The sequence below is a fragment of the Solitalea canadensis DSM 3403 genome (assembly GCF_000242635.2).
Classification (GTDB): Bacteria; Bacteroidota; Bacteroidia; order Sphingobacteriales; family Sphingobacteriaceae; genus Solitalea; species Solitalea canadensis.
Genome location: NC_017770.1, coordinates 74077 through 100588, shown reverse-complemented (window position 1 = coordinate 100588; position 26512 = coordinate 74077). Strand labels below are relative to the sequence as shown.

General features: G+C 39.3%; 15 protein-coding genes. 4 read left to right on the top strand and 11 right to left on the bottom strand.

The genetic code is table 11. The annotated features are described in order from the left end of the window. Window positions 1–6: 6 nt before the first annotated feature. Together SOLCA_RS00360 and SOLCA_RS00355 are read right to left on the bottom strand one after the other, a co-directional pair. A complete protein-coding gene (locus SOLCA_RS00360) occupies window positions 7–1356 on the bottom strand; it encodes a TolC family protein (RefSeq protein ID WP_014678456.1) in 1350 nt (449 codons plus the stop codon). A gap of 58 nt (window positions 1357–1414) precedes the next feature. Beyond that, entirely contained in the window at window positions 1415–2500 is a 1086-nt protein-coding gene (locus tag SOLCA_RS00355; RefSeq protein ID WP_014678455.1) for an AI-2E family transporter, read from the bottom strand. 428 nt (window positions 2501–2928) lie between these two features. On the opposite strand from SOLCA_RS00355, the gene SOLCA_RS22035 reads away from it, so the two are divergent. Then, on the top strand, window positions 2929–3909 hold the full coding sequence (locus tag SOLCA_RS22035; protein ID WP_014678454.1) for a rhomboid family protein: 981 nt from the start codon (window positions 2929–2931) through the stop codon (window positions 3907–3909). Between the two features lie 266 nt (window positions 3910–4175). Here SOLCA_RS22035 and SOLCA_RS22030 read toward each other — a convergent pair whose 3' ends face one another. Further along, entirely contained in the window at window positions 4176–9575 is a 5400-nt protein-coding gene (locus tag SOLCA_RS22030) for a family 10 glycosylhydrolase (protein ID WP_014678453.1), read from the bottom strand. 852 nt (window positions 9576–10427) lie between these two features. Here SOLCA_RS22030 and SOLCA_RS00340 point away from each other — a divergent pair. Then, window positions 10428–10889: an Lrp/AsnC family transcriptional regulator gene (locus SOLCA_RS00340; RefSeq protein WP_014678452.1), complete on the top strand. Its 462-nt coding sequence runs from the start codon at window positions 10428–10430 to the stop codon at window positions 10887–10889. Between the two features lie 2 nt (window positions 10890–10891). Here SOLCA_RS00340 and SOLCA_RS00335 read toward each other — a convergent pair whose 3' ends face one another. From SOLCA_RS00335 to SOLCA_RS00300, 8 genes are all read right to left on the bottom strand, one after another. Further along, a complete protein-coding gene (locus tag SOLCA_RS00335) occupies window positions 10892–11530 on the bottom strand; it encodes a peptidylprolyl isomerase (RefSeq protein ID WP_014678451.1) in 639 nt (212 codons plus the stop codon). A gap of 149 nt (window positions 11531–11679) precedes the next feature. Continuing rightward, complete coding sequence (locus SOLCA_RS00330; protein WP_014678450.1) at window positions 11680–12774, bottom strand: acyltransferase family protein; 1095 nt, start codon at window positions 12772–12774, stop codon at window positions 11680–11682. 45 nt (window positions 12775–12819) lie between these two features. Continuing rightward, window positions 12820–13470 carry a DUF1349 domain-containing protein gene (locus SOLCA_RS00325; RefSeq protein WP_014678449.1) on the bottom strand — a complete coding sequence of 217 codons (651 nt, stop codon included), beginning with the start codon at window positions 13468–13470 and terminating at the stop codon, window positions 12820–12822. Between the two features lie 57 nt (window positions 13471–13527). Further along, window positions 13528–15747 carry a glycoside hydrolase family 3 C-terminal domain-containing protein gene (locus SOLCA_RS00320; protein WP_014678448.1) on the bottom strand — a complete coding sequence of 740 codons (2220 nt, stop codon included), beginning with the start codon at window positions 15745–15747 and terminating at the stop codon, window positions 13528–13530. A 25-nt stretch (window positions 15748–15772) separates the two neighbouring features. Next, complete coding sequence (gene bglX, locus SOLCA_RS00315; RefSeq protein ID WP_014678447.1) at window positions 15773–18055, bottom strand: beta-glucosidase BglX; 2283 nt, start codon at window positions 18053–18055, stop codon at window positions 15773–15775. A 387-nt stretch (window positions 18056–18442) separates the two neighbouring features. Further along, entirely contained in the window at window positions 18443–21427 is a 2985-nt protein-coding gene (locus SOLCA_RS00310; protein ID WP_245536737.1) for a DNA polymerase III subunit alpha, read from the bottom strand. After that, window positions 21402–22562 carry a DNA polymerase IV gene (dinB, locus tag SOLCA_RS00305; protein ID WP_014678445.1) on the bottom strand — a complete coding sequence of 387 codons (1161 nt, stop codon included), beginning with the start codon at window positions 22560–22562 and terminating at the stop codon, window positions 21402–21404. The genes SOLCA_RS00310 and dinB overlap by 26 nt, the downstream gene beginning before the upstream one ends. A 79-nt stretch (window positions 22563–22641) precedes the next feature. Further along, window positions 22642–24294: a DUF6377 domain-containing protein gene (locus tag SOLCA_RS00300; protein ID WP_014678444.1), complete on the bottom strand. Its 1653-nt coding sequence runs from the start codon at window positions 24292–24294 to the stop codon at window positions 22642–22644. Between the two features lie 330 nt (window positions 24295–24624). Between SOLCA_RS00300 and SOLCA_RS00295 the strand changes: the two genes are divergently transcribed. Then, on the top strand, window positions 24625–25035 hold the full coding sequence (locus tag SOLCA_RS00295) for an HYC_CC_PP family protein (RefSeq protein WP_014678443.1): 411 nt from the start codon (window positions 24625–24627) through the stop codon (window positions 25033–25035). Window positions 25036–25118: 83 nt separating this feature from the next. Then, window positions 25119–26510, top strand: a complete 1392-nt coding sequence (locus tag SOLCA_RS00290) for a TolC family protein (RefSeq protein ID WP_014678442.1) — start codon at window positions 25119–25121, stop codon at window positions 26508–26510. Window positions 26511–26512 lie beyond the last annotated feature (2 nt).

Genomic DNA, 26512 nt, shown 5'->3' with positions numbered 1-26512 from the left:
AACCGTTTAATTCAGTTTACCCATTGAATACAACAGCGAATAATATTGAATGATCGCTTCTATAATGGCCTTATTTAATGACAATTTTGAATCATTAACCTGTAGTTCGGCGTCAATCATATCGATGATCAGGGCAAACTCATTATCGTATTTACTTTTTACAATCCGGTAGTTCAATTCAGCCCGTTCTACATTTTGTCGGTAAGCAACGATGTTGGTCTTGCTTTCGATAAAATTAACATAAGAGTTTTTTACATCCTGTTCGATCAGATTTCTGACATTACTAATGTTATCATCTTCTTTTTGGATCTGAATTTTATCGGCTTTTATTCGATGTTTTAAATTATAGATCGATGACAAATCATAACTTAGACCTATGCCCACCGCCCAATAGTTTAAAATATCCGGTTGAGGGGGAAACGTGCCGGGAACAGGAAATTCGGAACTGTAAATTGCACTGGCCGAAATGGCAGGTTTTGCTGCACTCTGCGTAACTTTTAGTGTTAATTCCGACAAGTTCTTTTGTAATAGCGATTGTTTAATTTCATTCCGATTTAAAAAGGCATCCTGCAAGCATTGATCGTATCGGATACTATCTGCAGGAATCGCTAAAACGACTGACCGCGGTTGTATGCGTGTATTGGTTGGCAAGCCAGACAAAATGCATAAATAATTGCTTTGCAAATCAATGCTGTTCCATGCCTTAAAAACTTCGATCTCGAAGTTTGATAATTGCAATTGCGTACGGAGAAGATCGCTCACTAGATTTTGTCCATTTGCAACCCTCGACTCCAGTTGCTTAATATTGATTTTTACATTTTTGATGTTCTCCTCAATGATTTCAACTTCGCGGTACAATTTATAAAGTAAATAAAACTGGGTAATGATCGATAACTTTAGCTTGTTTTCCGTCATTAACAATAGTTCGTTCTGAATACTGCTGAATGTTTCGCTTTGTGCGATCTGTGTTTTGATCCTTCCTCCCAAGTAAACAGGCAGACCGGCTGCCACATTCCAACTCGCCTGATGATGGTAATAATCAATGATGGTATCATTAGAATAAAAACCTCGATACAAAACTGGATTACCAACAAAGTTGTAGTTGCCACCCACATTCACATAGGGTGCTTTTAATATTTTTGTGGCTTTAATATTCTCGACAGCAATGGCACTGTCTTTTTGAGACATTTTTAAATCAAGGTTATTTTGTGTTGCAAGTCCGATTAGTTCATCAAGGCTGATTTCCCTAACCGTTAATCCGGCTCTTTTTTGTGCAGCTACAGTTTGAATTCCGCCCATTATTAATGACGCAATAAATAGAAAAATAATATCTCGGGTAGATTTTAGTTTTCTCATTGCTGACACATCATTTAAGAATACCGACCGTTAAATCTCTCCCTATTTATCATTTTTCTTATTCATTCTTAGCAGGAGGAGCAACGTAATTATTTACCCATATTCCTGCCAGTTTATACCCTAATGAAAGAACAATAGCCCCAGTAAATAAACCCACAAACCCTGATAACATAAATCCACCAATGGCACCCAGAAAAATTACTACCATTGGAACCGGTGCACCTTTGCCCATTAACAACGGTTTAAGCACGTTGTCACTTAGTCCGCAAATAAGAATAATAATTCCCCATATTGTTGCTGGCAACGGCTCTCTAACAGAGTACAAATAAATGATTACAGGTATTGCCACAATTGCTCCAGGTAGCTGAACAAGAGCTAGTAGGAACACTAGCAATGCCCAAATTCCAGCAAAAGGAACTCCTGCCAGCACAAAACAAATCCCCATTATGATGAATTGTATAAATGCTACACCCAATATTCCCTTGGAGACATTCCGGACCGTTTGAACCACCAATTTGCTGAACTCCTCACCCCGGTTAGCCACCAGCCTATTAGAAAGTACCCCCGCCGCTCGCTGACATTCATCACTAAAAACCAAAAATATTCCGGAGATGATTATTGAAAAGGCAAACATCAGGATGTTAGAAAATACACTCTTTACTGAATTCACTATTTTTTGTCCCCATTCCATTACTTCATCTCGATGAGTGACCATGGCAGAATCTAAATTCTTGGATGCCAAACTCCACTCTTTGTACACTTTGTCTCCTACCAAAGGCCAATCTGCCACTTTCTCATTAGGTGGAGGTATCTTAAAGGTGTTATTTTCAAATGAAGTTTTTAATTCCTTAGCTTCATCAACGATGGAAGATATCATCAGTATAGTGGGCAAAAGCAGAATGCAAAGAAGTAACAGTACTACTATGGTGCCCGTTAGTCCTTTTTTCCCATTTAACACTTTAAGCAAGCGCCTATACATTGGGTAAACTGTAATAGCAAGAATTACGGCCCATAGCAAAGGAATGGTAAAAGGTAGAATAATCAATCCACTCCAACTAATGAGCGTTAATATCAGCAGCAGCTTTATAAAAAGGTCGATGGTTCTCCTTTCTATTAAAACATTATTTTCATGTTCAGAGTTCATAGCTCCCAGATTTTATTGATTATTAACTAGTTAAATTGTCTGCATACAATTAAAAACTATTTAAACCGCATGTATGAAGTAAAGAATTGCCTAGAAAGGTTTTAATGAGGTGATTTCGCCGGATGATCAGATAGTAACCGTCTTGTAAGGATTGCTTTCTGCCTATTAGTTAATTTACCACAAGCAGAATATGTATTAATATACAAAAAATAATAGATTGATGGCTATTTTTAACTCAATTAGATTTTTCTTTCCCCTACAGCGCAAAATATTACTCCAGTCAAAGAAATAATTGAATTTGATTTAATAATTATTCAGGCTTAGGGCAATGTTTGAAAACTTGCCATTTAGTTAAATTTCTTTGTTTTATCTTCGCCGAATTCTGCTTACAGAAACTTTTAACTAATAAAAAGACTTCAAAACCATTTATGTCTGAATCACAAGCAATTGAACAATCATCTGATCAATCCTTTAAAAAATACATACCGGTTTTTACTCTAATTTGCTGTTTAATCAGCATTGTCCTTTATGTTGGGATCAACCTCGAAGAAGATCCAAATACATGGGAAGCCTTATACAAATGGGGAGCTCCATCCAATTTTGATATTTTCAAGGGTAATTATTGGGGCCTTATTTCTTCCAATTTTCTGCATATCGAATTTTGGCATATCGGACTAAACCTTTATTGGATATGGATACTTGGGAAAAAGGTGGAGTTTGAAAGTAAAAAAGTCAATTTCATCCTATTAATTCTTTCTTCTGCGTTGGTTAGTTCATTGGCTCAACTTTCTTTTTCGAGCACAACGGGAATAGGATTATCGGGTGTTGGATATGCATTATTTGGCTTTATTTTCATCCGGAGCAAAACTACTATTGCCTATGAAAATTACCTTGATAAGAAGATTGTAAATCTGTTTTTCGTTTGGCTCCTTGTTGGTATTTTATTAACTAAAACCAACATTCTTCCAGTCGCCAATGCGGCACACGCAGGTGGGCTATTATGGGGCATGTTGATGGCTTATCTTGCAGGATTCAACAGTTCAAAGCAATGGTCCGTGGGAATAGCTGCTATTGCTATTTTAGGCTCATCAATCTTTTGGAATCCGTTTTCAACAGCACTTCTTTCTTACCAGGCTTATGATCTTCATAATCATCAACAATTGGACAAAGCCATGTTGATATACAAGGAGATTATAAAGCGTGATAAAAACAATGCATTTGCAAAAACAAACATTCAGCAGCTGGAAATACACGAGCTCGAGGAAAAAGCTGCCTTGCTTTTCGAAAAGCAAAACTATGCTGAAGCAAAAAAGATCTATCAGCAAATTTTAACGATCGATAAGAATAACGAATCGGCGAAGATAAATCTGGCGAAGATAAACGACGAAATTGCTCTTTGGGGCAAGTAACAACCTTGTCTCCTGAGCATTGCACCGCTTCGCAGTCACTTATTTTATCGGTTGATAGCTAAATTTTTTAAAAATTACCTTCCCGTCGCCCATTGACACCAATTGAATGCCAAATAGTCAATCCGGGATAATATTCAAAAGAAGAATGTACTATATAAAAATTCTCACCATCAAGGCTATCTATCAAAACCAATAAAAAGCGCCGGTAATTTACCGGCGCCTAAAAACTCCCCATCAAGTTTTCTTGGTAAAAATGTCCCCTCTTATTATTCCTTAATCACATTAGCCTGAATGGTTTTTCCATTTGGCATGTGTACTAAAATGAAATAAAGACCTTTATCCCACTGTGCTCCATTTAAAATGAGTCCGGTTTTACCAACTTCTACATCTTTGTTCAATTGAGCTACTCGTTTACCATTTGCATTGATAACAGATAACTCAATCACCCCTTTCTGATCAGACACAATTTCAAGATTTAACTCATACGAGAATGGGTTCGGATAAGCAATCACACTGTTCACAAACTCTTCCAGAGCAACTTCTCTAACGGTTTCATTTTGAGTAGTGCTGGTAAATCCACTGCTTTCCACCACTTTCAATTCTTCAGGCTGCACCATCATTGCCAGTGGTTGAGCACCAGCCGGACAACCTTTATAAACCCAACGGAAGGCATCAGCTATCACCACTCCATTAGTTCCGTTATTCTTGATCACTACGTTACTATTAGCACTTGCATCAAAATCAAACGTACCTAATGAAACCCATGTACTACCATTTACCTGCTGATTTAAGGTTACAGTTGTTGTTCCTTGCAAATGATTAATATCGATAGGAACATTAGTAGCGCGGTTTGTTCCAGCCACGTAATACGTATAAACTTCGTAAGAACCTGTTTCTTGTACTGTAGGCGTAAACTTAGCCGTTTTCGTTCCTTGTCCGGTGCCACTATCATGTTTATAACCCGTTCCATAATAACCAGCACTGGTTCCTGTACTCCAAGTTCCCGTGAAGGTGGCAGTTGCATCATCAATAATTTTCTCAGTTATTGACGGAGCAACACATGAACCTTCCGGTGTTAAATTGATGGTATAATCCTGAACCTCTCCATAAGCAAAGTTGGTACAAGGCTCTGTGGTATAATCAGCAGAAGTACCATTCATTGAAACCCTCATTCTGGTTTTACCATCCAACGCAGAAGCCGGAATAGTAATAGAACCGGTAACCGTATTTTTATTAACGCCACCCGGGTTAAACACTAACTCACCTGCATCCAGAAAATCACCATCTTTATTGAAATCGATCCAAATTTTCCAATATTCATTGTAAATGGTCGATGAATAAGCAGGCTGTAAACTAATGCTATAGGTACTTCCTTTAGCAAGGTTTATTTGTTGTGTGGTAAAATCACCATAACCGGCATCGTTTCCGCTTGAATGAACAAATGCTCCAATAGTTACTTTTGAAATCCACTCATAGGTACTGTTAAGCCCTTTCGAGTTACAATACGCCAGCGTTCCGGTAACATTTACAGGCGAGCTGAATACACTTTCATTGTTATTTTTATCGATAGAACTAACCACAAAGTAGTTTTCTACGCCGCTTAACATACCGGCTGTTACAGTAAAGGCCGTGTCGGCTGTTACTCCTACGATTTTAGTTCCGTCTTGTGCATTCGTAGTTATTTCGCCTGTACTGCCAAAACGATAGATCACATATTTAGTGGGTTTATCGCCATCACTTGCTGCTAACGCTTTATTCCAGATCAGCTTATTATTTTGATAATGAAGGTTAGAAGGGTTTGATGGACAAACACCATCTTTCCAGCTCATAGACGGTGGGATCGATTTGTATTTATATTGATTTTGCTTTAATAATGTTTTAATGCTCTTATCATTTCCAATAAGGTCATTAGCCGTAAAGAAAATCTGGCCAAGAGCAGCCATGTTATTACTGATACGGTTTTCATTTACCTGGCTTTGTATCGTACTTGCCGGCCAGTTAGAATCAGTTAACCTGTAAAGCGCCAAGCCCGGATACAGGTGACGACCGTAAAGTGCGGCCTGATCATCCCACCATGCTACTAAAGCCGAGTAATCTTGTCCGCCTCCAAAGCCCCAATATAACTGAGGGGCAAGATAATCTACCTTACCTGCCTGTAACCATGCAATCGGGTCACAGTAAATATCATTGTAAGATGACAATCCGGTGATTCCTGAAGGCACACCGCTTTTCCAGATTCCGAACGGACTAATACCGAAGCGGATATTTTTATTTTGCTGAGCGTTTACTTCCTGAATCTTATCATACACCATAGCTACCATCTTATTCACATTATCACGTCTCCAATCAGCCAGACTTAAGCTGGTAGGATTATAAGTAGAATAAGTTGTGGCATCCTGATTAGTCATACCCGAATAAGGGTAGAAATAATCATCGAAATGGATACCATCAATATTATAACGCGTTACGATATCGGTGATAACACTCAGCAAATAATCACGCACTTGCGGAATACCCGGATTCAAGAATGTTTTTGATTCGGCTACAAATGTCCATTCCGGATGCACTGATGCCACATGTGTTGAAGCTAAAGTTGGTGTGCCCTGTTTTGCGCGGTATGGATTTATCCATGCATGCAGTTCAAGACCTCTGGCATGAGCTTCATTAATAATAAAACTCAACGGATCCCACATTGGCGAAGGAGCTAAACCTTGTTGACCTGTTAAGTAATAACTCCAAGGTTCAATTGTAGAAGCATACAACGCATCACTTTCAGGTCTGATTTGAAAGAATACCGTATTAACTCCTGCCGAAGCCAATGAATCTAACATTACTTTCAACTCTTGCTGTTGTACAGCTGGAGCCGCTGTTGGCGAAGAAGGCCAATCGATATTTGACACAGTTGAAATCCAACAGCCACGTAGATCACGCTTAGGGTAAGAGCTGTTAACCTCCGGACCACTATTGCTGCACAAAGTAGGTTCAACAACAGCAATACTTGTGGTTGCGTTATTTGAGCTTACGCCTAATACATCTTTTACATTGTAAACGAATGAATCGCTGCCTAAATAATCGGTTGCAGGTGTATACGTTATTTTACCGGTTGAATTATTCACGGTGGCAGTACCATGAGCCGGAGCTGTAACTACAGTAACTGAAGCAAGGTCAAATGCATTTCCATTGCTCTGATCATTAACCAATACATCTACGACAAGAGCCGTATTTTTACTGCTTTGTCCGGCATCGTTAACAGCCACAGGAGCAGTTGCCCCAATACCAAAATAAGTTAACGCTTTATCTGCAAAACTTGTTTGATTTGCTTGTGATGCGGTTTCTAATGGGAAGGTAACACATACCACACCTCCTTGCAATGTGCCAGCTCCGAAAGTTCCTTTATAAGCTACTCCACCTCTAGTGCTTGCTACGGCATAGTTCAATACGTAAGCAGAACCTCCGTTAGTAGAAATATTATCAGGAAAATCTTCAGGGTAAGTAATACCAAATGGAATGGATAATCCGGCGAAAGCAGTACCACTCACTCCTGTAGCCGGTGTATAGTTCGAAGCCCCGTCACCCACATATTTTGCTTTCAGGTAATTATTGATAAATGCTTTATCGGCAGTTGAACCATTGGAATCCAAATCCCAGGCAATTTCAGAACCACTTACAATCAGCTTTCCTCCATTGGTTAAATAGGTTTGCACTTTGGTTTGTTCTGTTGTTGAAAATGTTTCGTTAACGGTTGATTCATCTCCTACAAACCAAACTACTAATTGATAATCCGATAGCAGTACAGTACCGTCTTCCACTTTTTCATTTGCAACGGTATTAATCTTTAACTGACGGGAATCTCTCAACGCTTTAAAATAACCCGTTGCAAAAGAATGGGCAGCAGAAGTATAGGAACCGTTAGTTCTGTCGAAACCGTCAACGATTAAAACTGACGGGCCGGTAATAGCTGATGATCTGGAGTAAATGTCACTTTCAAGACTTTCAATTTTTTGTGACTGAGCATCGGTTCCCACTGCAACTAATTTAAAGTGGTAAACGTTCCCAGTCGGTGGAACAATAAAATCTGTTGAACTATTCAGGGTAACCTGTGTAGCGGCTGCGCCTAATGTATTCTCATCTGCAGCAAGCGCCCAGGTTGTCAATGCATCGTCAGTAGCATAGTACAAACGATATCCAACAAGGTTACTTTCTGTATTGGCTTTCCAGGTTGCTTTTACACCAGAACCGGTTCCCGGATTAGTCAATGTATACAGGGTTGGTCGTGCCGGATTGGTTCCGCCGGCGGCAAGGCTAACCTTGTTCAAAAACAGGTTCCATACTTCGGCTGTCATATTTGGGCATGATGTAGATTTAACATCATTATGCCCATTGATACCCGGAGCCGCTACAGCCCTAACCTTAGGAATATTTCTGCGTGTACAAACATCATTAGCCAATTGTCCGGCAGCGGTTAGCATTGGATCGCTGTACCACATAGCCAGATTGGTCGCCAATACTTCATGCTCCGTACCGATACCTCTGTCGTTATAATAACCAACACCTTGTGACCATGAGCGATTAGCTTCGGCCACTACCTGCGTTACTTCACCGTCCGAATTTCGGATCACATAATGGGCACTAACTTGCGAAGAACAGTTTTTAAACCAATCAATTGCACCTTCATAAGTTCCTGTAGCCACATAATGAACGAAATAATATTCGATAGGAGCTCCGTTACGACTGTTATAATTACAGGTGGTAAAATCGGATACAGCCTGTGCATAATCGGTTGGAGGAGCAGCAGCTGCGGCCATTGTGGTATATATACGTTTGGCACTTACATAACTATCATCACTTCCTTTTTGCTTTGGAAATTCTTGCTCCACTCCTTTCAATTGTTTCATGTTAACCTTTACCGAAGGAACATCAACAATTTCGGACCACAAGGTAACCGACTTTGATCCTGTCGACATTAAATCGAAGAAACGAAGTGCAAGCTTCTCTTTATAAACAGGATTTTGCAAACCAGTGAGCTCTTTGGTTGGCTCAAACCAATCTTCAATGGTTACTGCCTCTTTTTTCTGGTAACTCGCCAACAACGCTGCCGCAGCGCGGATGTTGGTTTTAGCATCGTCTTTAATTTGCTGAGGAGTAACTTTTAAAATAGCTGAAGCTTCCGTTATTTGTTTGGTAAATTGATTCTCTACCAAACCCATTACGCCCCATGAACCATACATTGATTCACTGATTTGCGCCCAGTTACTTTGTACCTGTCCAATGGCCATCAATAATTCTTGCGGTACATTAAACTCTTTGGCAGCATCCTTAAAATACTTCGTCATTGTTTTTACCGAAGGTTGAGGACGGTTGAGGTACTCTTCCAGAAGTTCTTCTTTGTGATCGTGACCGTAATCGGCACCGGTTTTTACATCCCCTTTTTGAGCAAAAACTGTTTTTTTAAGATAACCGGTTAAATCACGCTGTAAAAATTCATCTCCGGCTGCATTTGATTTTTTTTTGATAGTGGTTGTGACCATCCGATCAGCCAGCTGCAGCAACTCACTGTCGGTTTGTGGACTCTTTAACGGCTTTTTTTGCCCGTAAGCGGATTCTCCGCTAAAAACACTCAGGCATAAACCAAACCCGAAAAGAGCAAGCCTTGTTGCATTTTTCATTGATATAAAAGTTTAGAAGTTGACTGTTTTAATGGAGAGGCAAATAGCGATGCTTGAAGAGGCAAACCGACAAAACAGAGAGGTAGATTTTTTTATTAATGGGTCACAATCACCTTTAAAGTGTAACACATTAATTACTTAATGATATTTAAAAATCACGCACAAACATGCACGTAACAATAATATTACATTAAATAATCCAAAAATCACGTTTTATGGGACTTTATAGTTCTTTGTTTTTGAGCGGACAGAAAACTTCGCGCAAAATACGGCATATTTAGAAAGATCAAGAAAGGTACATGAGGATTGAATTTGTATAGCTTTACCAGTTGTTGCACCTAACGGCGTAACAACTGCTTTACAATCTCGGAGCTACCGATCTGTTACTCCAATGGAGTATTCACTTCAAAACCGGTCATTTGAATTAACTTATAGTTTGCGATGCTTTTCAAGACTTAGGAGAGGTCTTGCATTAAAGAATTAAAAGATTTGAAAAGTTAACTCCGTTTGGAGTGAAACTAAACAGAGAATGTCATTATCAAAAAAACGGGTTCCAGGCAAACACCGGAACCCGACAAATGAAACTTGATTTAGGTTATATAAAGAAGATCTTGATAAGGTTTATCAATGTGTTCATTATGGTGTTTTAATTGAGCTGCATTCCCAGTTGCAATCCAATACCATAATGAACAATCTTAAAACAAAGGTTCATATATCCATCACAAATGTCAATACTTTTGAATTTATCCGGAAATTTTTCGGAAAATCTAGGGAAAATTATCTTATTTTTCAGTTTATCTTATCTTTGAACTTTAAAATTGACTTTTTTCAGTCCGATCAACCAGCACCCAGATGAATGATTTAGATAGTATTGATCTTGAGATCCTGAAGCTTCTTCAAAAAGATGCTTCATTAACCAATAAAGAGATTGCTTTTCAGTTGCGTAAGTCAATTGCGACCGTTCATGAACGGATAAGAAGATTGAATGAAAAGGGAGTGATTAAGCGAATTGTAGCCATTTTAGACCGAAAAAAGATCAACAGAAAGCTTATTGCCTTTACGCATGTTTTATTAAATGATCATACGGTTGATACCTTAAATCAGTTTGAACTAGAAGTGATTAAGTTTCCGGAAGTGATGGAATGCTTACAAATGAGTGGCTCGTTTGACTTTATCCTACGCATCGCGACCCACGACATGGATACTTATCATGATTTTTATCGGAATAAACTAGCAGCACTTCCCAATATTAATACGGTACAAAGTTTCTTCGTTCTTTCAGAAGCTAAGAGCGATACTGCTTATCCGTTATAATATTATTTTCGGATGATACTTAAATTAAAAACGACTGATTTTAAGGGTACATCATTTTTATCAGTCGGCACAGCATTTATGGCATCAGCAACTTCAAGTCCACTAACAATTTCGCCGAAAACGGTGTAATCACCATCGAGGTGCGGGGTGCCTCCTATAGTTTTGTAAACTTCACGTTGATCTGCAGGAATTTTTCTGTTTCGTTTTTTCTCAATCGCATCCAATTCTTCATCACTTCTCTTTTTGCCTGCTACAAAATAAATCTGGGTAAAATAAGACGCTTTTTCATGATTATCATCTCTACCTGCTCCCAAAGCTCCCTTTTTATGGAATAATGAGGCTTTTATTTCAGCAGGGAATCGTTTTACGCCGAGCTCTGGATGCTGTTTTTCCCTGTTTAGAATAGTGTCGTCAAGTTCGCCTCCCTGGCTCACAAAGTTTGCTATCACCCGATTAAACTGAGCATTTTTATACCAACCCTTTTTAACTGCCTTCACAAACATATCTCTGTGTTTGGGGGTTTCGTCATAAAGCATCACATCTATATTACCCATATTAGTACTAAACCGTACAGTAACAGATTGTGCTTTAACACTAAGTAAAGTACCTATGAATAGTAAAAGCAGTATAGTTTTTTTCATAACGGAGTTTGTATAATCGTAAAAGTATAAAATAACATTAAATGTTAACAAGATCTATTTCCTTTGAGGCGAACATCCATCAATGCAAAGAAAAAGAGCTCCTGTTTGCACAAAAGCCCTTTCCAAAGTTATCATCAGACTGCTAATATTTAAGAATGTGTTTCCTCCAAAGTTAGCTGAGGAGAGGTTTGTGTACTATTTGATAAAAACTTTTGTTTAAGCCAGTTTCTTACAGGCTCGTCATATAGTTTTAATGCTACGTATGCCAATAAAATAAAGAATGCAAATAAGGCAATTCCTACATACACCATTTGCTCTAAAGAAGGTTTTTGTGCGCCGTTAACCCACGATATATAAATATAGATGAACGGATAATGCAGAATATAGATCGGATACGAAATATCCCCTGAAAACTTACATAATTTGGCCCATTTCCCGTCTATCTGTCCTCCGGCACCTGCTGCAACAATTATCGGGAAAGCAATGATGATACAAGCTGCCTCATACAAGCCATTAAACTTAAAGTAAGGTAAACACATCAGCACTACTAACAGCACTGAACATACAATATATGCATGTTTGATTTTTATCAGTTTACCCATGCGGAACAATAATAAACCCGCAAAAAACGGGAACATCATCCGCACCACTCCGATCCAAAAATTATCGAAACCCCAACCTGTTGCTACATCACCGCGTGAAGTGGCTACTGCCGTAAGAACAGCTCCGCTGATGATTACAACAATCCATAATCCCACTTTATTCAAGCGTCTTCCTATCAATGCATACAGAATATTTGCAATGTATTCCTGGAGCAGCGACCAGCAGGGACCATTTAATGAATGGGTTTCGCCCCATCCACGTACATCCGGAGAAGGAATCAATGTTAAACTTAACAACATAATTCCGATCAACTTGATCATTCCGATTTTATCAAACCCGTCGCTATACGGATTTAACCAAACGCCTAACGCACCGATGACCACACTTAAAATTACCAGCGGGTGCAAACGGATCAACCTGATTTTGAAAAAATCTTTCACGGTCATTCGGCCCCAACGGTCGTCGTAGGCATAACCCACAACAAAACCTGATAACAGGAAAAAGAAGTCAACGGCCAGGTAGCCATGATGAACGGGATGAATAGAATAATCAATGATCTTGGCTTCAAATAAGTGGAAGATAACAACCACAAGTGCTGCGGTGCCACGAAGCCCATCGAGAATTGGGAAATGAGGTTTCACTTTTAAATTGGTTTTTTAGATGTTTATAATTGTTTAGTGTTGCATTTATTCTGCGTTATTCTTTAGCCACTCTAACCGACGCTGATCAGGAAGATGTTTAACGGTAAAGTTTTCAAATTTAGCATTGAATCCTTTTCCATCCGGACAGGCGGCCATCAGACCTACCATTACCGGGCGGTTAGCCTCAAGTGGTGCATTTCGCGACATAATATAAGATTTATCATCAAAAGAATAATAAATTTCAACGGCATCTAAGCGCCTGATAACTTTAATCCATATGAATGGAGGCACTTTATCAAGCTGTACAACACTCCAGTCACTTTTACCGTGTGTTACCACTGTACTTACATTAAGCTTATTATCCACAAACTCAACACCTGTTTTAATCCAGTTTTCATGATCTGTTCGAATCATTAATCCCATTTGATCAAATCTTACTTTATAATCGCCGGTTAATTTCACTTTAGCTTCAAACTCTCCACCATAGGTGGCGTAATAGAATGGGGCATCATCAACAGTAAATCCATAATGCGAAATCCGCCAGTAATCACTTTGAGGCGTTACAAACATTGACAATGCATTGTTTTTAATTTCCCATTTTTCGGGTTCATTAAACCATTGCATTTTATCCAGGCTTTGAGCAAAAGCAGATTGCAATGAGAAAAGGCAGCTAATTACAACAATTAGTTTCTTCATAATACTTGGTTTAAATGTAAAAGCCCCATAATTGGGGCCCCTACATAACTTAACTATTTACCTCAGTTTGAATGCTGTTTTGGTTTTAATGTTAGCTGATGAAGCGCCGATCAAGGCTTCAAAATCACCTGGTTCAGCAACCCATTCATGTTTTTTATCATCAAAGAAGCTTAAAGCTGCTTTGTCGACAGTAATTGTAACTGTTTTGGTTTCACCAGGTTTTAATGAAACTTTCTCGAAACCTTTAAGTTCTTTTACCGGACGAGGCAATGACGATTTAAGATCGCTAATGTAAAGCTGTACAACTTCTGAACCTTCTCGTGTACCCGTATTTTTAACATTTACAGTAAACGTGATTTTATCATCAGCTGTGAGTTCCTTTTTATCAGCAGTTACTTTTCCGTACTCAAAAGTGGTATAACTTAAGCCGTGACCAAAGCTGAATAAAGGTTTAATCTTCTGTTTATCGTGCCAGCGGTAGCCAACAAAAATTCCTTCTTTATAAGTAACCTCTCCGTCTTTACCAGGGAAGTCACCCATTGCATGAGCAGCATTGTCGCTCAACTTAACAGGGAAAGTAAATGTTAATTTACCTGAAGGGTTTACATCACCAACTAATACCGCAGCCAGTGCATTGCCGGCTTCAGTACCAAGGAACCATCCTTGTACAATTCCCGGAACCTCATTTACCCAAGGCATTGCCACTGCATTTCCTGAAATGTTAACGTAAACAAGATTTTTATTAGCCTTCAATAATTCAGTGATCAGTTTATCCTGGTTATAAGGAAGGCCCAAACCTTTACGGTCGTTTCCTTCTGAATCCTGGAAATCACTTTTATTTAAGCCTCCAACAAAAACCACTACATCGGCAGTTTTAGCAACTTTAATTGCTTCAGCCATTAACTCCTCAGCTGAGCGATTATCTTTCAGGTTTTGGCCTGACACAACACCATTATAGCTGCCATCAGCATCACCCACATAACCACGTGCGTAAACAACCTCTGCCTGTGAGCCAATTCTTCTTTTCAAGCCATCAAGCGGAGACACTTCATATTTTGCTTTTAATGAAGAACTACCACCTCCAACAGTCATCATTTTAATTGCGTTCTCACCTATTACTGCAATGCGTTTGGTTTTATTCAGATTGATTGGAAGAATATTATTCTTATTCTGTAATAGCACAATACCTTCTTCCGCAATCTTACGTCCGGCTAATGCATGCTCTTCCGTTCCGAATGAACCAAAAGGACGATTCTTATTCATATTGGTAAGGAATGATAAGCGCAAAATGCGACGCACTTTCTCATCCAGTTCTTTGGTACCAACTTTACCTGATTTAATCATTGCCAAATATGGTTTAGCCAGATAATAATTATCATAGGCATTACTTGTTCCCCATGATAAACCATCTGTCCAGGTACCAAATTCCATATCTAAACCATTGGTAATGGCCTGTTGCGTATCATGCACGCCACCCCAGTCGGCCACAACAACTCCCTGGAACCCCCACTCCTTGCGCAAAATATCATTTAACAAATATTGGTTATGGCAGCATTGCTGACCCTTATATTTATTATAAGAACCCATAATTGCCCAGGTATCGCCTTCCTGTATAGCAGCTTTGAAAGCCGGAAGATAGATCTCATACAATGCACGATCATCAACATTTACATTAATTGAATGACGTTCGGTTTCCTGGTTATTTAATGCATAGTGTTTTACACAGGTAGCCACTCCGTTTTGCTGAACGCCTTTGATATAAGGAACCACCATTTTAGCCGACAAAAACGGATCTTCACCCATATATTCGAAGTTTCTTCCGTTTAATGGTGTACGGTAAATATTTACACCAGGCCCCAATAAAACGGTTTTATTACGATAACGGGCTTCTTCTCCTATTGATTTTCCATACAACGATGACATTTCTTTATTCCACGTTGCAGCCAAACAGGTTAGTGCCGGAAATGCAATACAAGAATCGTTTGTCCAACCGGCCTGGGACCATTCATCCCATAATACTTCCGGACGAATACCATGCGGACCATCGGTCATCCAGATATCAGGAATTCCTAAGCGCGGAACTCCGGCTGAACTAAATTTGGACTGTGCGTGAACCATTCCAATCTTCTCTTCCAATGTCATCCGTGAAAGGGCATCCTCCACACGGTCTTTAATAGGCTTCGTGTCATCAAGGTAAACAGGCAATTGGGCCTGTCCGTATACACTAAACGAACTGCATAACACGATAACCGCAGCCTTTAGAATACTTTTAAACATAATTGATCTTTATTAAAGTGATAGCTTATTGCAATGTGAATTTTGTTGTTTTAACATCCTGGCTGTTACCGCCGATCATCAGGTCAAACTCTCCCGGTTCAAAAACATGCTCCAGGTCTGAGTTATAGAATTTCAACAATTCAGGAGTGATTTTAAAGCTGACAGTTTTCGACTCTCCGGCTTTCAGTTGAATTTTCTCAAAACCTTTTAATTCTTTTACAGGTCTTGAAATACTGCCAACCAAATCTCTGATGTAAAGCTGAACTACCTCGGCTCCGTCTCTTTTACCGCTATTCGTAACTGTTACGGATGCTGTGATTTCGCCGGTACCATTCATAGTAGCTGAACTTAATTTAATATCGCTATAGGTAAACTGAGTATAACTTAAACCATAACCAAAAGGATAAAGAGAGGCATTTTTCTCATCCATGTAGTTACTTCTGAATTTTTCAAAACCTTTATCAGCAGCCGGACGACCTGTATTCAGATGATTATAGAATAAAGGGATTTGGGCTACATTACGAGGGAATGTTGACACTAGCTTACCGCCTGGGTTTACATTTCCAAATAACACATCTCCGATAGCATAAGCAGCTTCACTGCCACCAAACCATACGTTGATAATTGCAGGGATATTTTCATGTTCCCAAACCAAAGTCATTGGACGACCGGCAAACAATACCAATACAACTGGCTTTCCTGTTTTCAATAATTCTTTTAATAATCGTTTTTGTACATCAGGAATACCAATATCTGTACGGCTGCTTGATTCGCCACTCATTTCTGAAGACTCGCCCATAGCTGCAACGATAACGTCAGACTGCGCTGCGATCTTCATTGCTTCTTCTCTTAGCTCTTCTTCTGTTCTGTTATCACGATTCAGTGAACGTCCGAATAATGTCGAATTAGCCTCCAATACCGGATCGCTTGTCAGGTTACAACCTTTAGCGTACAGAATTGAAGCATCTTTGCCGCCCACAGATTTTAAACCTTCCACAACTGTAGCAGGAACATCAAGCTTAGCTGCAACGCTCCAGGTTCCAACCATGTTTGAGCGGGTATTTGCTAACGGACCAATAACTGCAATGGTTTGTTTTTTAGCTAATGGCAACAGATTTCCTTCGTTCTTTAACAGGACAAAACTCTCAGATGCAGTTTTGCGGGCAACCGCTCTATTAGCTTGTGTATAAATATCTTTTTTAGCACGAGACAGGTCACAATATTTATATGGATTCGCAAACAACCCAAGTTTATATTTTGCTTCTAACACACGTCGACAAGCGGTATTGATTTGATCGATGCTTACTTTCCCTTCTTCCAATGATTTTTTCAGGGTAGACAGGAATCCTTCGCTCACCATATCCATATCCAAACCGGCGTTCAACGCCTGAGCAGAAACGGACTGCATATCACCCACTCCGTGATTAACCATTTCACTGACTCCTCCGTAATCGGCTACTGTAAATCCGTCAAACTTCCACTGTTTTCTTAGTACATCTGTTAAAAGCCATTTATTACCATGAGCAGGAACATTATCAACCACGTTAAATGAAGCCATCAAACTACCAACTCCGGCCTCAACTGCTGCCTGATAAGGATATAAATATTCATTATACATACGAATACGGCTCATATCAACCGTATTATAATCTCTTCCTGCCTCACCTGCACCGTACAAGGCGAAGTGTTTTACACAGGCAAGAATATTGGTATTTGCTGAAAATGAATTGCCTTTTCCCTGGTAACCACGAACCATCGCTTTGGCAATCTGTCCGCCTAAGTACGGATCTTCACCACTTCCTTCAGAAACACGACCCCAGCGAGGATCCCTTGCGATATCAACCATTGGGCTGAATGTCCAGCTGATACCGTCTGCACTTGCTTCTGATGCCGCTATGCGAGCAGATTCCTCAATTGCATTCATATCCCAGGTACAAGCAATGCCTAAAGGAATTGGAAATACTGTTTCGTAACCATGGATCACATCCATACCAAACAACATTGGTATTTTCATGCGGCTTTGCTCCACCGCAATTCGCTGAATTTCTCTGATTTTGTCGGCTCCTTTGATGTTAAACATTCCGCCCACCTGACCTTTTTTGATCTTTTCGGCGATGTTACTGTTCTTAGCCAACCCGGTGATGATATCTCCTTCACTCGGCAGGTTCAACTGTCCGATTTTCTCCTCTAGTGTCATCTGACTCATTAGTTTGTCGATGAATGACACCATTTTCGGATCTTTAACTTGCTGTGCCTGCACGCTAAATGCTGTTGCACAAACAATAATTGCTGTCAAAAATTTATTCATAATAAAAACACTGCTTTGTAATCGGAATACCCATTACAAATTGTTATGTAAATCGTAGCACCAACGCAGCTATCTTTCAATAGCATTTGGTTTTCCACCTTGTAAGATTTTGTATTGGGCTTAAAATAAATTGGTTATTCACTAAAGGCTTTTAGTGTTAAGCCGAGGATAAAACTAGGTAAATAAAACAGGCGTAAACTTTCCGGAATAAAAAAAGTAGCGATTTAAGACAGTTAAAAAATTGACTAACAAGTAATTAACATGTATTTAGCAACCCAAAAAAGTAGTAATTTAAGAACCCATAAGGCTTCATTTTCAACCTGTTAAAATTGATTGTAGAGTACTTCAATTCCTCTCTCTTATAAAAACAACCTATTCGGAGGAGCGCTAATACCGTGGGTCTTTCACTGTAGGCAACTTATAGAATTTAATTATTTCGAGACTTGCAAAACCAAACTCTTCCACTACTTTACCTTGCATTAAGTAACACCCTCCTCCCCTGAATGGATACTCTTTTGCCGAATCAGGAAAATGTACAGTGTCAAAGAAATCTCCCTTCACGTCAAAAAAGGTTCCAAAATACATCATATGCCCTTTAACCGTTTTTACTGATTTCTGTGCGACAAAATTCCCAATCATTCTAACAATCTCTCCAACATGACTGATCAGGTCTTTAGCCATCACATCACCTCTTTGCCGGGTTTGTAATAGGTCGAAATGCGACTGAGTAACAGGAAAACCCAACAGCTCTATTTCATCAAATGTATTTTCAAGTGTTGTGTTAATCAGTTCGGGCAAGCGGAACTCCTTTGCTTCGGGTAGAAACAATTTTTGCACATCTTGTTTTTCATGTTTATATCCTAAATAACCATACACCTCCCACAGCAACTGTTTTTTGCTTTTGCCCGTAAATCGAAATGCGTCCACCCGGATCAGGAGTATAGCCTGTTGAAGAGTAATTCCAGTTCGTTCAATAAGCTCCTCCAGAGAACTGTATGCTCCGTTCTTTTTCCGTTCCTGAGGAATCAGCTTTGCCATTTTTTCTTCCAGATTACCCACGTGAACAAACCCAAGGTAAACATCTGAGCCGCTGATAGTGGTATGTGTTTCGCTTCGGTTTACACAAGGCAGCAAAATAGTACAACCCGCACGCCGCGCTTCATGCACATACACCCATGTACGATAAAACCCACCAAAGTTATTGATTACGGCTACCATGAACTCCTTCGGATAATATGTTTTCAGGTACAGGCTTTGAAAACTTTCAACAGCAAAAGAGGCAGAGTGTGCTTTTGAGAAACTATATCCGGCAAATGACTCCACCTGTCGCCAAACTTCTTTTGTAATGTCTTCGGGCCGGCCTAGTTCTTTACTGTTCTCGAAAAACCGTTGAATAATACGTTCTAACTCTTTCCTCGAACGATACTTACCGCTCATTGCTCTGCGTAGTACATCTGCATCTGCCAGATCCAAACCTGCATAATGATGACAAATCTTTAATACATCTTCCTGGTAAACCATCACGCCAAAAGTTTCCGACAATTGTTCTTTCATGATCGGATGCAGGTATTCAATCTGGTCTGGTTGATGAAAACGTTGAATGTATTGTCGCATCATTCCGGATTTAGCTACTCCGGGACGAATAATTGAACTTGCAGCCACCAACGTGAGGTAATTGTCGCAGGTAAGTTTTTTTAAGAGTCCACGCATAGCCGGACTTTCAATGTAAAAACAACCAATACTATCGCCTGATTTAAGCTGCTCTTTTACTTTCTTATCCTCTTTAATCAAAGAAATGTTATGAATATCAACCTTCACCCCACAATTCTGTTGTACAATATCTACCGACTCTTTAATGTGCCCAATACCTCGCTGACTTAAAATATCGAATTTCTCAAAACCAATGTCTTCTGCTGCATACATATCCCATTGTACGGTAGGTAATCCTTTCGGAGGCAAATCCAAAGCGGTATAATAAGTCAACGGCTTTTCCGAAATTAACACTCCCCCAGCATGTATAGAACGCTGATTGGGCATGTTGGTCATTAAGCTTCCTAAGGAGAGGATTTTACGAGTCAGGTCATTTCGGTTTCCTACCTTTTCGGGAAAATCTGCCAGTTCATCGATCTCTTCTTTAGGCAAACCGTATACTTTGCCAAGCTCCCGGATAATCGAATTACTTTTAAAAGTGGACATGGTGCCCAATAATGCTGTATGATCACGACCGTACTTCTTAAAAATATAATCGTGCACTGCATCCCGTTCATCCCAGGAATAATCAATGTCAAAATCGGGAGGAGATGAACGTTTCGGATTTAAAAAACGTTCAAAATACAGATCGAGATCAACGGGATCTACATCCGTAATTTTCAAGCAATAGGCAACAATACTATTAGCGCCGGAGCCTCTCCCTACATGATAAAAACCTCTTGAAATCGTGTAACTGATGATATCATGGGTAATTAAATAGTAAGAAGCAAACCCCATATTATCAATGATCGAAAGTTCATGCAAGATTCGTTCACCAGCAACCTTATTATGCTTGCCATAACGATACTCCAGCCCCTCAAAAGCAAGCTTCCGCAGCAATTCCTTGTCCTCATAGTTATTTCCGGTAAATGTTTTACGATTCTTTGATTCTTCAAAATCAAAATCGATCGAACAGCTGTTTAAGAGCAGTTCCGTATTCTTTAGCAGAAAAGGATAGCCATCAAATGTTTTTCTTAGTTCATCAAGGGATACAAAGCACTCATCGGCAGCCGCAACATCATCACGATCAAGCTTTGACAACAGTGTATTGAAATCTATAGCACGTAAATGCGCATGCAAAAAACGCCCGCTTTTATTTTCAAAAGTAACCGGATGAAGTGCCAAAAGTTTATGTTTTACAGGCAGCAACTGTTTCCCAAAGAGCTTATTCACATCGGTGGCCCTTATTCCAATAAATTCATTTTCACTTAATTCCCGAAACGTTTGATTGTTCCATGGGTAGATCACATAAGCGTTAGGAAAATCAACGGGACGAACAGGAAGTGTTTTTTTTGATAAGTTATAAGTCGTCAGAAATTCATTCAGTTCACGGAAACCTTCCATATTCTTCGCTATACCAATATAAAGCAGACGGCCTTCATGATGAAATTCGATCCCTATTACCGGTTTAATTCCGGCATCCCTGCATAATTTACCAAATTCCCAGGCTCCGGTAGAGTTATTAATATCAGTTAGCGACAAGCATTCTACTTTATGAAGTTTTGCCAGCTCAATAAGACGCTCGACAGATAGTACTCCATACCTTAGACTATAGGAGCTATGACAGTTAAGATACATTTCACCTCCTGTTTTATGTTCACTCCTTAATAAAGTTAGCTGCACCGGCTACAGTGATCGATTTCTCCCCAAACCGTCGCCTGATCTTATCCATAGCCTGGCATAAATTATATTGTTCAATCGATTCGGCAAAAAGATCTATTTGTTCAAACCCGGAAACCAAATGAGAAAACCGGACGCCAATCAGCCTGATAAGCATGCGGCGGGAGTAAAGTGTTTGAAACAAGGACTTAGCAATATCGATCAACGTTTTATCTAATGCCGTATAGGGAATTCGAAGCTGTTTTGTTTCTGTATCGAAGTTTGAATAACGAAGTTTAACCGTTACGCATGAGGTCAACCGACATTCTTTTCGAAGTTGAAACGCCAGTTCCATTACCATCTTGGTAAGCAATTGATTTAAGTATTCAATATTCGTTGTATCCTTATCAAAGGTGGACTCAGTGCTTATCGATTTGCGTTCCGAGAAAGGAATAACAGGAGTTTCATCAATGCCGTTGGCTTTTTGCCAGAGCGAAATACCATTTTCACCTAAAACCTTGTGCATTAAATCGGGAGGAATCTGGGAAAGCGTGTAAATAGTTTCCACTCCCATATTACGAAGCTGTACATATGTTTTGGCTCCTACTCCAGGTATTTTCTTTATTGAAAGAGGATTCAGAAAAGGTCTTACCTCAACCTGTTCAATATTTTTTTCTCCATTTGGCTTGGCTTCACCGGTCGCAACTTTTGCCACCGTTTTGTTTACAGACAAACCCATAGAAATTGGCAGCCCCGTATTTTTAATGACATAATCACGTAACTCATGCGTCCATTTCTGACAGCCAAAAAACTTATCCATACCTGTGAGGTCCAGGTAGTGTTCATCAATGGAAGCTTTCTCTACTATAGGTGCCCTGGATTTGATTATTTCTGTAACGATATTGGAATGGCGTGAATATTCCTCCATATCACCTCTTACAACAATGGCATCCGGACAAAGCAACCGGGCCATCCTCATCGGCATAGCCGAACTCACACCAAACTGTCGGGCTTCATAACTACAGGAAGCGACAACTCCACGATCTGAGGAGCCACCGATCAAAAGGGGTTTCCCGTTGAACGCATTGTTCTTCAATCGTTCAACGGAAACAAAAAATGTATCCAGATCCAAATGGACGATATGACGATTCGAAGGCATTTTAATACTTTAATTTACCAACAAATTTAGCAATTAAACTAAATTAATTAGTAATTAAAAGATATTAATTTTCTTCTTCCTAATTCACCTTTGCGGGAATGGAACCTATGCGCATCACCATTTTTTCAAATTCATCACGGGAAACAATCGCTTTGTTGCGGGCTTTAGTGCGGTAATTATAGATAGTACTTAATGAATAGCGTAAGAACGCTGCGATCTTTACACTGTCGGTAATACCAAGACGTATTAGTGCAAAAATGCGTAACTCGGTATTCAGCAGTTCTCCCTGTTTCAGAATTACTTGTTCATCAGCAATCAGTAATGAATTAAAATCTTTAACAAAGGTTGGATACAGATTTAGAAAAATAGTATCGAAATTACTGTAAAGCTCCTCCAATTCATTATCAACAACAGTAGTTGATTTCAGCATTTTGAACAACTCTTCCAGTTTTTTGTCGCTTACTTTCTTATTCAATTCTTTTCGATAACCTTCCAGCTTATTGATATAAGTTGAGCATAGATCAAAAAAATGAGCAATGTATTCTTCCTTAATATGGTTAGACTCCGAAAGCTCGGCATTCCGCTCATTCAACTGCTCATTAGCACAGGTAATTTCCTTATTCAGTTGGGCTAATTTTTCATTGGTAGCAAAGAGTTCCTCCTTAATTCGCGAAACTTTCTTCATCTGCTTATAAACGTAAGCTATTGCCATAAGCAGAAATACCGACAAAACACTAATGGAGAAAAGATAAACCTTCAGCTGACTTTTGCGTTCGGCCTCTTTATCAAGATAGGCTGTATTGATAATGGTATAAAAGGCAGACAATTGGGTTGTCCGAAATTGTACATTACAAAAAACGGCATCTTCAATAGCCGATTTTACCAGTTTATAAGCTTCATCAATATTACCTTCTTTATAATAGATCTGGGAAAGTACCTGAATAGAAGCCTGATCTTTTACCGCATTCCTGATATCAGCCGTAGCAGAAATTGCGAAGTATTTTTTCGCCAGCACATCATTTTGCTTTAACTGATAAATATTACCTAACAGATAAGCGACCATTGCATAGTCAGGATTATCGTGCTTGGTTACCTGCAACAGTTCAAGCAGTTTTTTCTCAGAACTATCTAATTGTCCGTTCTCAATATTCTTTTCCTCCGAATGGATCTTATAGCTAAGAGATGAGGGATCAGAAACTGCAGTCAGTGAATCACGGTAATTCCTAATCTTACGAATATAGGTTTCCCAATAACTGTTGCTGTTGGTGGCATAATGTTCAAAGAATCGAAAATAAGCCTCAAAGTATGGCGTAAGCTGTTCTTTAGGAAGATGTTGTTTATTAATGCCACCAAGAATTTGTTCAGATTCCCGATATTTTCCGGTAAAGGAGAATAAGGTAGCCAGCTGAATCTTAGCTGCATCACTTAAATCGTTTCGCTTTAATAATCCGGCAATTTCAACGTTTCGGGTTACATATCGGATAGCTGAGTCTAATTTGAACTTTTTATACTCATCATGCAGGCTTTTATTGATCTGGTATTCTTGCAATAAGGAAGTAGCACCTGATCTCACTTTTTTTAAACTCGTAATTCTTAATTCTTTTTCATGCACATATTGCTGCTTGTTATTAACAGCATTGTTAAGCTCCTCTAAAACCGGATCATCTTTAGATTGAGCCTTACTTGCAATTGCAGCAAATAGCACCAGAATTAACAATAACGTGTTTTTCATCCTACCCTCAGTTTTTATTCGATTTTTCTCGGCCCGAACCTACTATTATCCGTCTTGAAAACCGTCGTCGCAAAAATGTAGAATTTATGACTATTATTAATAACCTGTACAGAGTTTAACTAAATAGATACATTTCCCAAGCAAATGAACATATATTACAATCACCTAATTATCTGACTAGTTCAATTTTATTGTTTTTTCTTCAGTGATAATTTGAAAAACTAATTTTCACTACAACTCCAATAACAGGTATTAAGCGCTGTTATTATTCAGTTTAAATAACAGGAATGTTATAAACAAGATAACAGGGATCGATTATCTTTGCGACCGATGAATCGTTTTTTTGTCATATTACTCAGCTTCCTGCACCTGGTATTGTCGACCGGCTTTACCACAAGTGTGCATTTTTGTAAGGGAGTACGACAAGAGGCTAACATCTTTAACCATGTTAATCCGGATTCACCCTGCCCTGTTTGTGTAGCAAAGTATAATCAGAAACAGAAGAAGAAAAACTGCTGCAAACATGAGAAACAGCTGGTAAAGCTTAGCGCAGAGGTAAAAAAGACGGCTCCGCTTGATATAAAATTCAAAGTTTGGGGCTTTGCGATTCCCAATCAACTAATAGGGACTGTTTTTGACAGCGAAGTAATTGCTGATCAAAACACTGCCTGTTATACCCCTTCTGATACGCCTGTTCCGGGCAACCCTCTCTACATTTTACATTGCGTTTATAGGATTTAGTCGATTGACACCTTTTATGTATGTGCCGTATTTGATCAAATAGGGCCAACTTCTTATGTCAATTTTCTAAATACCATGTAACGATGAAATTAAAATTCATTGCGTTGACTGGCCTATTGGGGTTAAGCCAAATTGCGCTTGCTCAAGTTTTGCCATTGTCAAATGCACTCGACCGTTCTGTTCAGAACTATCAGACCATAAAAGCAAAAGAGGCTATGGCAAAAGCCGCTGAAGAAAATATTCAGTTTCAAAAATATCAGGATGTACCGGATATTACTTTTCAGGCACAACAGAATTATGGAACTATCAATGCGCAAAACGGACCATTATACAGCTATGGAGGTTTAGGCGCTGCCTCAACTTCAATGCCGCTGGCAGAACAAAATTGGAATGCTGCATTCGGTTCCCTTTATCTTGCCAATGTTAACTGGAACCTGTTTTCCTTCGGGCGAATTAAAAATCAAGTAGCTGTTGCTGAATCCGAGTATCAAACCGCAACAAGAGATCTCGATCAGGAATTATTTCAACATAAGATAAAAGTTACCGCGGCTTACTTAAATCTTCTGGCAAGCCAGCGAATCAAGTTCGTACAGGAGAAAAATATGGAACGCGCTAAGGTGTTTTTGTCGACAACAGTAAGTCGGGCTCAAAGTGGTTTAATTCCTGAAGTAGATGCTTCACTTGCCAAAGCAGAAGTTTCGAATGCTCAATCTGCTCAAATTAAGGCTTACGATAAGGAATTGGATTATTCCAAGAATCTCGCAGTATTGTTGGGAGATTCTTTCCAGACGTATGTCCTCGACAGTGTTTTTACAACTAAAACACCTTTGGTTTTATCCGATCATCAAACTGAAGCAGACAAGCACCCTTATTTACTCTATCAAAAAAGTAAAATCGAACAGAGTCAGTCCAATGAAAAATACGTTAAAACTAATAAGCTGCCCAGCTTAATGGCATTTGGAGTATTGCAAGGACGTGGATCGGGCTTCGAATGGAATTATGTGCAGGATAATAATGCCTACTCAAATTCCTATTGGAAAGGCGCCCAAATTAGTCGAGGAAATTACCTGATCGGACTTACCCTTAGCTGGAATATTACTAATGCATTCCGCTATTCAACAAAGGCTAAAGAGCAAAAATTCCAGACCTCTGCCTTACAAAACAATTATGACTTGTTAAAAGAAGACTTATCTGCACAAGCATTACTTGCATCGGCCAAATATGCGAATGCTGTTAAAGATTTGGATGAAAGCAACATACAGGTAAAAGCAGCATCAGATGCGTATCGTCAGCACATGGCGCTTTATACTAATGGTTTAACCACCATTGTTGATCTTACTCAATCGCATTATTTGTTAAACAGGGCTGAGATAGACCATGAAATTGCCCAGAATAATGTATGGCAAGCCTTGCTTTTAAAAGCGGCTGCCCAAGGCGACCTAACAGTTATTTTAAACGCTATCCCTAATAAATAAAA

Coding starts and splice junctions, on each gene's coding strand:
- SOLCA_RS00300 (WP_014678444.1), bottom strand. CDS start 24,294: ATGAAAAACACGTTATTGTTAATTCTGGTGCTATTTGCTGCAATTGCA.
- SOLCA_RS00335 (WP_014678451.1), bottom strand. CDS start 11,530: ATGAAAAAAACTATACTGCTTTTACTATTCATAGGTACTTTACTTAGT.
- SOLCA_RS00355 (WP_014678455.1), bottom strand. CDS start 2,500: ATGAACTCTGAACATGAAAATAATGTTTTAATAGAAAGGAGAACCATC.
- SOLCA_RS00320 (WP_014678448.1), bottom strand. CDS start 15,747: ATGTTTAAAAGTATTCTAAAGGCTGCGGTTATCGTGTTATGCAGTTCG.
- dinB (WP_014678445.1), bottom strand. CDS start 22,562: ATGCCTTCGAATCGTCATATCGTCCATTTGGATCTGGATACATTTTTT.
- SOLCA_RS00290 (WP_014678442.1), top strand. CDS start 25,119: ATGAAATTAAAATTCATTGCGTTGACTGGCCTATTGGGGTTAAGCCAA.
- SOLCA_RS00340 (WP_014678452.1), top strand. CDS start 10,428: ATGAATGATTTAGATAGTATTGATCTTGAGATCCTGAAGCTTCTTCAA.
- bglX (WP_014678447.1), bottom strand. CDS start 18,055: ATGAATAAATTTTTGACAGCAATTATTGTTTGTGCAACAGCATTTAGC.
- SOLCA_RS00295 (WP_014678443.1), top strand. CDS start 24,625: ATGAATCGTTTTTTTGTCATATTACTCAGCTTCCTGCACCTGGTATTG.
- SOLCA_RS00325 (WP_014678449.1), bottom strand. CDS start 13,470: ATGAAGAAACTAATTGTTGTAATTAGCTGCCTTTTCTCATTGCAATCT.
- SOLCA_RS22035 (WP_014678454.1), top strand. CDS start 2,929: ATGTCTGAATCACAAGCAATTGAACAATCATCTGATCAATCCTTTAAA.
- SOLCA_RS22030 (WP_014678453.1), bottom strand. CDS start 9,575: ATGAAAAATGCAACAAGGCTTGCTCTTTTCGGGTTTGGTTTATGCCTG.
- SOLCA_RS00360 (WP_014678456.1), bottom strand. CDS start 1,356: ATGAGAAAACTAAAATCTACCCGAGATATTATTTTTCTATTTATTGCG.